Origin of the sequence: Lentibacter sp. XHP0401 (assembly GCF_025751535.1) — a bacterium.
GTDB lineage: Bacteria > Pseudomonadota > Alphaproteobacteria > Rhodobacterales > Rhodobacteraceae > Lentibacter.
In genome coordinates, this window is record NZ_JAOWLC010000006.1 from 86,030 (window position 1) to 97,871 (window position 11,842).

The following is an 11,842-nucleotide window of genomic DNA, read 5'->3' on the forward strand; positions in this document are numbered from 1 at the left end:
CCTTATTGGAACAAAACCTACTCACTATTGGGACGCTTCTCCTATAGAATGACACCGGACTAGACCAGCATAGGTGCTGGTAACTTATCATATCATTTTGCGTCATTCGCTTATGAGATGCTCGACCAATCCATCCAGATGATGCTTGGCCTTACGCCAGTCTCCGGCGTGGGCGTCGATCAACTTCCAGAAATTCGGTCCATGATCGTGGTATTTGAGATGAGCAAGCTCATGAACCAGCACGTAGTCGATACACGCACGGGGTGCTTTGATCAGATGCGAATTTAGGATGACTTCGCCCGCTGGCGAACAACTTCCCCACTGGCGTGACATTTCAAGCAAGCGAAACGGCGGTGGAGCAGTGACCCACGGCAGCGATTGGGACAGGCTGTCGATCCGTCGGGCAAGGTAGTCACGACCTTTGACGCGGTACCAAGCTCTAACACGTCCCCTTATGTCGTCAGGTGTTCCAGTCGCGGATTGGACTTCAAGTCGGTTGCCTATGAGGCGGACCGCTGCTGGCTTACCCGTAACGGGGATGACCTTGAGCATATAGCGACGACCGAGATACAGGACTTGCTCACCAGACACATACCCCTTGGGTCGAACATGGACATAGCGTTCTCGGGCCTCTTGGACATGGTTGGCCACCCACTTGGCACGTTTCTGAACGGCGCTTTTGATGCTGCTGTCATCGAAGCCTTTGGGAGCATCGACAGACACAGAGCCATCAGGATTCACGTGGATTGCTACACGGGATGTGCGGGCGTCGTCATAGGCCACCTGATACGGGATACGGTCATCCCCATATACCAGCACAAACTGGGTCACTGAGAGTTTCTCACTGATCCAGCACGGACAACGGCGAGAACCTGATCAATCAGCGCGTATGCCGCATCGGTGCCGCCAAGCAGGTTGAAATACCGCACCAGCAGGCTTTTCTTGATCGCGGCCTCTAGGTTTCCTGGACTAATCGAATGGGACTGCACCGCATCTATTACCACAGACTCGATATACAGTGCTTCCTCGACAAGCTTGTCCTCGGTTGGATTCGTTCCGTTCAAATGATCAAGCAGTAGCCCGTAGTAAGCTTTAGCACGTGGCTGATCAGTGAAACGATCTGGGACACCAGGCGTGTTGCGCTCAGCAACCTGTTCTTCAAGGTCTTTGAACATAGTGTATTGCTTACCAGGATGATCGAACATCGCCTCGGCGGCTTGGATCGCTTCTTTCAGCAGTTCTGAAAACACACGTTGGGCATAGGGATCATCGATCAGGTCTTGCTCGATGGTTTTGCGAAGACGGGTTTTGATGACATCGGCTTCGGTGCGGGTCTTCTCGTCCGTCCAATCATCGGGGCAATCATCCTGTCCAAGCGTATCAACTCGTATAAAGCCCTCGGGATCAATGATTTCGATACCGTTGACCTGCTTATCAACCATGCGCCTGATCTGGTCTTCGTATGCCGAAAAATCGACAGTCTCACCAGCATCGCGCTTGGCCTGCACACGCAGTTCTGTGAAGAACCGCAAATCGCGTTTGTAACGCTGGATCGTCTTCTCATCGAATGCACCATCTTCAAAGAAGGTGCGGGATGACAGGGCCAGCTTCAGGCACATGCCAAATGCCGTAAGCGCGTCGTAGAAGTCTTCGCGCACCTTCTGAGCCTGATCGAAGCTGTGGCCTGCCTCATCCTCTGTGACTCTTGGCACCAACACGCGGCGAAGCTGCTCACGGTCCCCTTTGTTTTGAACGGACCCAAAGATCGCCCATAGGGCATCATGCAGGCTTGGCAGGCGTTTGTATTCTGTCGAGACGTTGGAGAACGTGCCAACCAGATCATCAACCTCATACCCGTTCTGGGTCTGTGCCGCGAGGTCTTGGTAATCCTGAATGGATGTGTCCAGTTCGGCCAAGATACCACGGTAGTCGATCAGATAGCCGAACTGTTTGGCCTCATGCAGGCGGTTCACCCGTGCGATGGCTTGCAGCAAGTTATGGCTTTTGAGGTGCTTGTCGATGTAGAGGACAGCGTTGCGCGGCTCATCAAAGCCCGTCAGCAGCTTGTCCACGACGATCAGGATGTCAGGCGCACCGTCTGTAGCAAAGCCAGCGATGACATCGTTCTCATACGCATCAGGGTCATTGCCGACGGTTTGGTTCCACCATGTTTGCACTTCGGGTGTCTTGGCCTCATCGGTGTCATCATGGCCTTCACGGGTATCGGGTGCCGATATCACAACGGCACTGGTGACCATACCAGTATCATCCAGTGCTTTCTTGTATCTGATCGCCGACAATTTACTGTCGGTGGCAAGCTGCGCCTTGAGGCCAGGACTTTGATCAATGAAGTTTTGCTTGAAGTGTTTGGCTATATCCCGTGCGATGAGTTCGATACGACGCTCAGCTTTGTAGACTTGCCCACGGGTCGCATATTTCTGCTTTAGATCGGAAAGCTGCTGTTCGGACAGACCTTCGGTTCTTTGTTCGAACCAAACATCGACAGCACGTTCGTTGATATCAACGATGGGCTTGCGTTCTTCATAAACCAACGGGGTGACCGCACCGTCTTCAACGGCATCCTGCATGGTATAAGCATGAAGGATAGGACCGAACTTGTTACGGGTCTTGTCTTCTTTCAACAACGGTGTGCCAGTGAAGGCGATGAACGCCGCGTTCGGCAAAGCCTGCCGCATTCTTTCATGATTTTCGCCACCTTGGCTACGGTGACCTTCATCAACCAGCACGATCAACTTGTCTGACGTATTCTTGCACTCGGGCATTTTGGTGGCTGAATTGAATTTTTGTAGCAGCGTGAAGATGATCCGACCGTTCCCCGATCCGATCTGCTTCGCCAGATCACGACCCGACTGCACCTTGGCCTTCTCACCGTCCTTCTTAGTCGCAACGACCGATCCGAATGCACCGCCTGTCAGGAACGTCGCAGCTAGTTGCTTCTCAAGGTCAACGCGGTCGGTGACGATGATGATACGGCTGCTGGCAAGCTCGGGATCGAGCAACAGTGCTTTGGTAAGCAATACCATCAAGTTCGACTTGCCTGACCCAGTGGTGTGCCAGATCACGCCGCCTTCGCGACGACCATCGGGCTTTTGCTTGGCCACCTGTGACAGGATCGCTTTGACACCACCGAACTGCTGGTATCGCGCTACGATCTTTTTGGTGCCACGGTCGTAGAAAATGAAGCGCCTGGTGAAGTCGAGCAGCCTGTCGGGCCTAAGCAGGCTGATGATCATGCGATCCTGCTCAGTGGGCAGCACAAGGCCGCTGTGCAGGCGCTCAAAGTCATTCCTAGCCCAGCGCGGTTTGTCGGCAAACAGCAGGGCCTTCTGATCCTCGCTCAGCGGTGTGGATTTCACATCCTGCATCTGAGCCTCAGAAATTTCTTCCTCTTTCCACGCCCCCCAGAACTTTTTCGGCGTTTCGGTCGTGCCGTACTTGGCATCGGTGCCCGAGATCGACAGCAGCAGTTGCGAATACGCATAGAGTGTCTGGATGCCCTGATTCTTCTGGTTTCGATTGTGCTGACTGATCCCTTCGGCAACCATGGACTTCTCTACTGACGACGACGTGGGTCGCTTTGCCTCGATTACCACCAGCGGCAGGCCGTTCACGTAGCACACGACATCGGGCCGATACTGTCTCTTCCCAGCGGGGCGTTCCACGCTGAGTTCTTCGGTAACATGGAACAGGTTCGCATCCACGTTGGCCCAATCAACCAACGGGACGGTAACGGATGTCTTGTGGCCCTCCACAAACTCGTCAACCGTGATGCCAAGCGTCAACTGCTTGTAGATCGCTTCATTCGCCGCGATCAGACCTTCGTTCAGCTTGGTGGTAGTGATCGCCTTGATCACCTGATTGATACCACTACCCGACAACGGATGTTGCTGTCCCTTGAAGTCAAACCGATGCGCGGCCAACCACTCGCGCAACACAGGGTCCAGTAATACCGACCGTTCAGACCCACGCATTGCCAGTGCATCGGCAGGCGGCAGATAGGTCCAGCCCATGACCATGAGGACGTGCAAAGCGGGTAGCTTTGATGCTGCTTCTTCGCGGGTGTCGGGGGTGTGAGTCATACAACACTCCAATGCAGTGCAACTTTGGCAAGGTGCCGTGAAAATATAACCGAGCAGCTATTTGAAAGCATATTGGCTGAACTTCTTTGTTTCTTCATCCATAATTCCAGCCGCCCATTCACCGTCGGCGGTCCATTCAGCAACGGCCACTTCATACCCAATGCGTGTACCGCGTTGAGCAGCAAGCTTGTCGATATGGTGTATGATGGCGTTGCGGCGTTGGCGCGTTAGCGGTCGCCCCCAGCTTGTTTGATAGGTCTTGGCCAATGGGTCGGTTAGTCGTGCCCGCATTACATAGCGGATGATTTCGCGGCGCTCACTTTGACGAAGCCCACGGGTTTTTCCGACGCGGTAGCCGTAGAAGGTAAGCGGGGAGACATCCTCACCATACCAACTTTGGCCGCGTGGTAATGGGTTTTCAGATTTGTAGTCTCTATGCGCTTTGGCAACTGAATTGGGCATACCTTTGGAGACGAGGCTGTCAAATTCTTTTTCTGCATCGGCTTTCTTACGTTCCCGCTCAAGCCGCTGTGCCTCCCGATGCTGCCGATCTAATTCCTCTTGCTCGGCCCGCTCCTTGGTCAAACGCTCCAGTTCTTTGGTACGCCGCTCTTGCTCCAATCGCTTCTGTTCTTTTTGCTCTTCGGTCTCGCGATAAAAAAAGAACCAGATCGCCAAAGCGATGAGGGCATAAAATAAGAGTTTGATTAAACTGAGGGAGGCTCCGTCCATTAGACCACTACCCGCCGCTTCCCCGTGAGAAGCTGCTGCATCAGGGCCTTCTTCTCGGTGCGGAGTTTGGTGAGATCGGCTTGCACGTCATTCACAAACCGATCCGCATCATCCAGTGTCTCTGTGATCTTTTCCTGCTCGGCCAAGCTTGGAAAGAATGACTCAATCTTCGCGAGGTCTTTCTTGGTGATGTGTTTCATACTGGTCCCGTGAACCTTTGAAACAAGTTTGCCGATTTCGTGTGTTATCAGGTGAAAACCAAACATCTTTAGTGTGTCCGACTTCGGCACGACCTTAAAAATATGTTGGTTCAACACAGCCACAGGCCCAGTCCAGATGAATGTGTCGAGTGTCGCTGACCACGACAAAAGGAAATCACCACTTCGGATCGTGTGCTTTTCGTCCACCACACCATCATAGTAGTTGATCGCGTCAGTTGAACCCGTGAGGTTTTGTATCCTGATGATAGGAAAACCCACATCACCCCAATCATCTGGTTTGAACGCACGACCATTTATGAAATCGAAGTGATCCACCAGCTTTCCACTATTCCATGGCTGACCTTCGAACACGGGGAAGCGGCGTTTGCCTGTGAGGAGTTGCTGCATGAGGGCGCGTTTTTGGGTGCGGGCGTTGCTCAGCAGGGCCTCGGTCTTTTCAATGGCCTGATCCCACGTCGAGAGGATATCCGCGATCTTTTGTTGTTCGGGGAGTGGGGGGAGAAGTATAGGGAACGTGAATAGCTCTTTGAGGGTTATCGAGACTTGATTGGCATTGCCTCGCACCAGACCCGAAATGAAGGTGATGAACCGATTGTCCTTTAGGTGAGGATACAAAATTTCAGATATGACTCGATCTTTTTTTGGGGCCAGTTTCACTAAGTTCTGGTTCAAAAGACTGCCTTTGAAGTTCGCTGGTATACGAACTGCCTTGCCAACCATTGAGTCCAGAAGATGTGGTCGGGACCCCACAGTGCTTACAATGATGTCCCCACCAAATAATTGCCAATCACTAAAGCCATCCGCCCTGTCTTCAGCAACATACTTCGGATTGTTTGAGTGCAAACCGTCTCGTGTTGTATCGGAAATGCGAATGACCCGCACACCATTTTCAGAGTAGTCGGATGAATCGAAGGCGAACCCTTTTTTGTAGTTCACCACATCCCCAAGACTGGCTTTGCTCCACCCCTCAGGAACCATAACCAAGCTCCTGCAAATACCCTGCCATGCGGGTTTCTAATTCGGCTAGATCGTCTTTCAACTTTACCCGTTCGGCCCGCACCGCCATCAGATCAATCTCGTCTTCCTCTTCAAACGTGTCCACATATCGTGGTATGTTCAGGTTGAAGTCGTTCTCAGCGATCTCGGCCTGCGTTGCACGATAGGCGTACTTCTCCACCGATGCGCGATCCGTGAATGTCTGCATGATCTTGTCGATGTTGGACGGTTCCAGCGCGTTCTGGTTGCTGCCTGATGCAAACTCTCGGCTGGCATCGATGAACAGCACCGAGTCGTCCGCCTTGTGTTTGCGGAACACCAACAGCGCGGCAGGGATGCCAGTCCCAAAGAACAGTTTTTCGGGCAGGCCGATCACCGCATCCAGCAGGTTCTCCTCAATCAGCTTCTGACGGATTTTCCCCTCGGTCGATCCACGGAACAGAACACCATGGGGAACGACGACCACGGCACGGCCCGTCTTGGGTTTCAGCGTCTCGATCATGTGCAGGATGAACGCATAGTCGCCCTTGGTCTTGGGCGGGATACCACGACGGAAGCGTCCGAATGTATCAGCCTCTGCGGTCGCAGTCCCCCATTTGTCCAGAGAGAACGGCGGGTTGGCGACGACCACATCGAAGTGCCGCAGCGCATCTTCCTTCACCCGGAGCTTCGGGTTGCGGATGGTATCACCCCAGAGGACTTCGTGGTTTTCTTCGCCGTGCAGGAACAGGTTCATCTTGGCCAACGCCCATGTGGACCCGATGGATTCCTGCCCGTAGAGAGCGTAACGTTTGGTCCCCGTCTTGTTGCGTATCTGACGCCCGCATTTCATCAGCAGCGACGCGGACCCGCAGGTTGGATCACAGATGTCATCCCCTTCTTGAGGATCGGCCAGACGCGCCATCAGGTCGGACACTTCGGGTGGTGTATAGAACTCGCCAGCCGTTTTGCCCGCTGTCGCCGCGAAGTGTTTGATCAGATACTCATAAGCCCCACCGATGATGTCCAACTGCCCCACACGGGACGGACGCAGGTCCAACGCGGGCTTGGCGAAGTCCTCTAGCAGGTGGCGCAGCAGGTCGTTTTTCTGTTCCTCATCCCCCAGCTTGGTGCTGTTGAAGTGGATGTCTTGGAACACCTGATCCAGCTTGTTGCCGTTGGCCTCTTGGATGGCATGGAGGGCCTTGTCGATGCGTTCACCGTTACCAGCCTCATGGCGACGCTTGTGCAGCGTGTGGAAGCTGGCATCGGGTGGTAGCACGAACGACTCCTGCTGCATCATCGCAGCGACCAGTTCTGGGCTGTCAGGGTGTTCCGCCTGATACGTGGCGAGATGGTCTTTCCAAACATCAGAGATGTATTTCAGGAAGAGCATGGTGAGTACGTAGTCTTTGTAGATCGATGGATCGACCACACCACGGAAGGTATCACACGCCGACCACGCCGCATTGTTGATTTCGGATTGGGAAACTTGGGTCATTTATGTGCTGCCTGTTTGAATAAAAGAGTGATCAAGCCTTGGTATTGGGAGGGATCAAATGGGTTCGACTTAACCTCGGTCGGCTGGGTGGCTTCTTGTTGAAGGATTTCGACAACGGCCTCCCCTACCAGTTCTGGGGCAGGACGCACATCGAGAGCTTGTGCCTGTTGTTCCACCATGGCCACGATTTCTGCAATACGACGGTAGTGAGCATGGTGTGCGGGTAGCGCGTCATCACCTTGAAGAAGCTTTCGGGGATCAACGCCGTACAGGTCTGCCAATTCAAACAGACGTTCGGCACTTACAGTTTCGGATTTATGCTCCAGCCGCCAAATCTGTACACGACTGACACCCAAGGCTTTAGCGGCATCATCCATACTCATATCAGACCGCTCCCGAGCAGTTCGGATGCGGTCAAAAAGGTGTTTCGTTGAATCGCTTGAAAGTTTGGCCATTTCATATCGTGTAACGATTTGGAAGAAGATGCAACAAACATGCAAATTACCTGTGACGAATCATTTGTTACATGATAGGTAATGGCCTTATGACACTCAAGGATTACCTCGATCAGAACAAACTTAGCCTGAAAGCTTTCGGTGACCGCTGCGGCGTTAGTGCTCCAACGGTAATGAGGGCACGAGATGGTATTAACATTCCATCCCGCAGAACGCTTCGGGCAATCGTCGATGCCACGAACGGGGCTGTCAGCATACAGGAATTGGTCAGGGTCGATCACGATACCGATGTGGCGCAGCAAAACTGAAAACTGGTGAACGTTACCATATGCCGTAGCACTATGTTTGGCGGTTGCCCCGAAAAAAACGATTACTCACACTGGGAGACACAAATGAAAATCATTCAAATCACGGCATATTTGGCCTTGTTCGGCACCACGGCTATTGCTGACAGTGATCCGAAATACAAAGACCCAAACGTAATCCTGGCCGATCTTCGGGAGTCACAATCGATTTGCCAAACTATGGCTGACGGGCAAACCAACGCAGAAATTTTCGGGATCACTTTCTCCCGAGTGGGTAACAAATGCCAGTACGCCAACGGGGAATTGGATGATAACGTCCGAGCCTTTCTTGAAGACCAAAAGCTGGATTGGGCTGGCGTCAGCGGGCGCGACGGTCTTTGGGTCGTTGTGGATGGCAACTGAACGGTCATCCCTGACCTTCATCACCATCTTCATCATACTCACATGCATAATATTCACGAATGCAGTCGGATAGGATCGCACCACAGAATCTTTGTTCAACCTGACGAAGATGCAAAAGGATATCCCAAGCTTCTGTATCAACACCTTTGACTGTGACCTTTTTTCTATCCATCTCGCGTCCTCCGATTGTCTAACTGTATTTAGCACCAGGGGTCATCCCGATGGGCACAGTTATTCTGGCCAGTATTTATTTTGCTAAACGTGAGCATTTCGACGGGCGATTTACCTAGATACCTTTACGGGCCTCATTTTGTTGGTCCGAAAGGAACAAGTAATGTCGAGATTATCAAAGAAGACACTTCAGAAAAGACGCCGAAGTGAAAGTATTCATAGTGGCACGGTATACCAACAAAAGGTTGCCATTCTTGAACACTTACAGCAGGCGCTTACACCTGAAAATGCACAGTGGATTCAGCCGATCCTAAACCGAGTTGGCCGATGCAAACCAGCCTATCGATGCAACTCAAAGCACTGCCCCACTTGCTCTAACGCAAAACAATCCAAAGCAGTCAGAAAGAAAACCAAACAGTTGAAACCACTGGGCAAAGCCCAAGCAACAACCACCAGTTCAAAATCTAAAGAATATCGTGTACGCGGCGGGCAACGTATGATGGACGCGTTTGAGGGCTTGCCTACAGCGATGCTACATTGCTTCACGGTTAATCTATGCCTTGTCTCTTTCGACGATGATCTCAAAGAAACCAAAGAGCGGTATCTTTTGAAGCTACGGAAAGTGTTAAACAAATTGACCGATGGAGCCATTGCACGAGGAAAATTTGACATTGTATCAAAATATGCTGATGATCTGCCATCGGAGTTTCCAGATATCGATCTCCCCTTTGGCGTTTTCAACGCTGCATTACCTCACACTCGGCACGTGATGCTCCATATCCATTTTTTGCTGTTCGATCCGTGGATGACGCGAGTAGAGCTACGGAACCTCTTTGCCAAAGAGTTTCCTGGCAGCAATAGGGTTTGTGCACGTCGCACCAGAGATCATACTGTGTTGGAGTGCGGCACCATGGTAGGTGGCGCTCAAGGGTACCTAGAATACATGTGCATGGAGAAAGTTGAATTGTCCTTCGGAGATCAATCTGCTGACGCTGCTTTAGAATTCGTCCAGATCGATAGCACTTGGGACAGAAGAAACCGAAATTTCTCTTTTGGGAAATCCATATCAGTCAGCGGTATAGTCATCGACCAAGATCGTGTAAAATACCTCGAACGAGAAAACCGATTACAATGGATCAAGAAGAACTGGTCAAAGTTGAGTTATGCTGAGAAGTTCATTCATCAGTGGATGTCCAACGGTATAGATATCTTGGCTGGTATCAAATCCCTGCCAAATTACCGCGCTCAGTTCATAGACAAGTTCAGTGCAGTCTTGCTCTTACATTGTAACTGGGTAAGATGGAATTTCTTTGAAGTAATTGATTTCGTTGGCTTCATGAGTGCGTCAGACTCAGAGTTGGCCCTGTTAGAACCACCAGACTAGCGATTAGAGAAGACCTTTTTAGACTTGCTCAAAATTGGAATAAAATATCTCGTCTCCCCGCTAAAAACGCAGGTTAATTGAGCATCAACGCCAAAACACGCTGTAAGTAAATGCAGCGAACGGAGAGCGTGTGTGTTACATAATCCAGACCTGCATTTGTTGGCCTACCATCGGTTCTTTTGCGCTGCATTCATAAATAGAGTTGAACGAACATCAACTTGGAGACAGCGATGCCACGCAAACATCAGCCAACAATCACGAACATCGAACCTACCAAAGCCGAACTTCAAAAACTACGGGAAGAGGTATCTCGTGAGAACAAGTCACGCGATGCTTCTGGATTACCACCGTTCAATGAAGCGGAAACGTTTGACCGACGCGCAGCAAAGCTGGCAGACGACAAATTTGAAGAACTGTTGGAGCCATATCTGGTTGCAGCGTACGAAATCTACACTGGTAGCCCTGGCGTGGCCAACAGGCTCAAGCAACACATTGACGTATACCAACACGCCGAAAAAGCAATGCTCGACGATACAGGACTGCGTCGGCCAAATCCAAAGCCGTTCAACATGATGAAATTTCTGAGCATGTATTTTGGTGAAGAGCTTCCAGTTGCATCTCGACGGAACCGCTGACTGCAATATTGGCACCCGATGGTAACGTGGCCGAACTGGTCGGAATTAGCAGCCTATCGCTGACTGGCTGGCAGTGTTCGGTATAGCGTTGGTACCGAGATTCCAAACGCAGCCGCAATGTCGATGGCAGGTGTTCCGGCCTTGAACATCGCCTTAGCGCCACTAATCTGCTGATCCGTCATTTTGCGTGGACGACCACCAACGCGACCTCGACTCCGCGCTGCTGCAAGTCCGATATTGGTCCGCTCAATGAGTGTATCACGCTCCAGTTGCGCACAGGCCGCCATCACCGTGAATAACATCTTACCTGTCGGTGTTGTGGTATCGATAGCCTCAGTCAGCGACTTGAAACCTATGCCCCGCTCTTCAAAATCAGTCACGATCTTGATCAAGTGGGATACCGATCTCGCCACACGGCTAAGGCTAAGGCAAACGAAGGTATCGCCTGTGCGGCAGAATTCGAGGGCTTCCTTCAACGTGGAGCGATCCGCTTTCGCCCCAGATGCGACTTCTTGAAAAATGCGTTCACACCCCGCTCGTGCCAGTTGATCGATCTGGCCATCAAGATTTTGGGTAGCGGTCGAAACTCTCGCGTATCCAATCAGCATCGCATCCCCCTGTCATTCTTGAAACTCATCAGATCATAAAGGGATCGAGGGTAAATTTCGAGCAAGGGTTACGAGAAGCACAAACATTGGATGTCAGGTGTTTCATCTTGGCCGGGTTTCGAGCATCGCCAACGACCGATATCGAGAAGTGCCTCAAGCGCGACAAGTTGCCAATCATGGTTAAGGATATATCTGTTGAGCCGTCGATCACAGGAAACGTTGACCCAAGTGCAATTGCTTTCACATTTGCCCAAAAAATTTATGCTGAAGCTGGCGTTTCACTCAAGCCTCGTATTCGCGGTGACAGTTATACGTAACGGCAACATCTTTCATGAAAGTAGTAGACATCACAC

General features: G+C 51.6%; 13 protein-coding genes. 5 read left to right on the plus strand and 8 right to left on the minus strand.

Annotated features, from left to right (window positions below):
* Window positions 1–102: 102 nt before the first annotated feature.
* The 6 genes from OE750_RS09525 to OE750_RS09550 are packed head-to-tail and all read right to left on the minus strand — an operon-like array spanning window position 103 to window position 7,984.
* Entirely contained in the window at window positions 103–831 is a 729-nt protein-coding gene (locus OE750_RS09525; protein WP_263763906.1) for a M48 family metallopeptidase, read from the minus strand.
* Entirely contained in the window at window positions 828–4,100 is a 3,273-nt protein-coding gene (locus tag OE750_RS09530; protein WP_263763908.1) for a type I restriction endonuclease subunit R, read from the minus strand. Before OE750_RS09530 ends, OE750_RS09525 begins: the two co-directional genes overlap by 4 nt.
* Window positions 4,101–4,157: 57 nt before the next feature.
* The gene (locus OE750_RS09535; RefSeq protein WP_263763910.1) at window positions 4,158–4,832 is read right to left on the minus strand and encodes a hypothetical protein; all 675 of its coding nucleotides are present in this window, start codon (window positions 4,830–4,832) and stop codon (window positions 4,158–4,160) included.
* The gene (locus tag OE750_RS09540; RefSeq protein ID WP_263763912.1) at window positions 4,832–6,031 is read right to left on the minus strand and encodes a restriction endonuclease subunit S; all 1,200 of its coding nucleotides are present in this window, start codon (window positions 6,029–6,031) and stop codon (window positions 4,832–4,834) included. Before OE750_RS09540 ends, OE750_RS09535 begins: the two co-directional genes overlap by 1 nt.
* Window positions 6,021–7,529 carry a type I restriction-modification system subunit M gene (locus tag OE750_RS09545; RefSeq protein ID WP_263763914.1) on the minus strand — a complete coding sequence of 503 codons (1,509 nt, stop codon included), beginning with the start codon at window positions 7,527–7,529 and terminating at the stop codon, window positions 6,021–6,023. The genes OE750_RS09540 and OE750_RS09545 overlap by 11 nt, the downstream gene beginning before the upstream one ends.
* Complete coding sequence (locus tag OE750_RS09550; protein ID WP_263763916.1) at window positions 7,526–7,984, minus strand: helix-turn-helix domain-containing protein; 459 nt, start codon at window positions 7,982–7,984, stop codon at window positions 7,526–7,528. The genes OE750_RS09545 and OE750_RS09550 overlap by 4 nt, the downstream gene beginning before the upstream one ends.
* A gap of 89 nt (window positions 7,985–8,073) precedes the next feature.
* Here OE750_RS09550 and OE750_RS09555 point away from each other — a divergent pair, with 89 nt between their 5' ends.
* Entirely contained in the window at window positions 8,074–8,292 is a 219-nt protein-coding gene (locus OE750_RS09555; protein ID WP_263763918.1) for a helix-turn-helix transcriptional regulator, read from the plus strand.
* 84 nt (window positions 8,293–8,376) lie between these two features.
* Window positions 8,377–8,691, plus strand: a complete 315-nt coding sequence (locus OE750_RS09560; protein ID WP_263763920.1) for a hypothetical protein — start codon at window positions 8,377–8,379, stop codon at window positions 8,689–8,691.
* Window positions 8,692–8,695: 4 nt separating this feature from the next.
* Here the strand turns inward: OE750_RS09560 and OE750_RS09565 are convergent, their stop codons facing one another.
* Window positions 8,696–8,863 (minus strand): hypothetical protein, encoded by a 168-nt coding sequence (locus OE750_RS09565; RefSeq protein WP_263763922.1) that lies wholly within the window; start codon window positions 8,861–8,863, stop codon window positions 8,696–8,698.
* Window positions 8,864–9,025: 162 nt separating this feature from the next.
* On the opposite strand from OE750_RS09565, the gene OE750_RS09570 reads away from it, so the two are divergent.
* Both OE750_RS09570 and OE750_RS09575 read left to right on the plus strand, forming a co-directional pair.
* The gene (locus OE750_RS09570; RefSeq protein WP_263763924.1) at window positions 9,026–10,246 is read left to right on the plus strand and encodes a hypothetical protein; all 1,221 of its coding nucleotides are present in this window, start codon (window positions 9,026–9,028) and stop codon (window positions 10,244–10,246) included.
* 230 nt (window positions 10,247–10,476) lie between these two features.
* Window positions 10,477–10,881 (plus strand): hypothetical protein, encoded by a 405-nt coding sequence (locus OE750_RS09575; protein ID WP_263763926.1) that lies wholly within the window; start codon window positions 10,477–10,479, stop codon window positions 10,879–10,881.
* A 53-nt stretch (window positions 10,882–10,934) separates the two neighbouring features.
* Here OE750_RS09575 and OE750_RS09580 read toward each other — a convergent pair whose 3' ends face one another.
* Window positions 10,935–11,489, minus strand: a complete 555-nt coding sequence (locus OE750_RS09580) for a recombinase family protein (RefSeq protein WP_263763928.1) — start codon at window positions 11,487–11,489, stop codon at window positions 10,935–10,937.
* A 107-nt stretch (window positions 11,490–11,596) separates the two neighbouring features.
* Here OE750_RS09580 and OE750_RS09585 point away from each other — a divergent pair, with 107 nt between their 5' ends.
* Window positions 11,597–11,806, plus strand: a complete 210-nt coding sequence (locus tag OE750_RS09585) for a hypothetical protein (RefSeq protein WP_263763929.1) — start codon at window positions 11,597–11,599, stop codon at window positions 11,804–11,806.
* Window positions 11,807–11,842 lie beyond the last annotated feature (36 nt).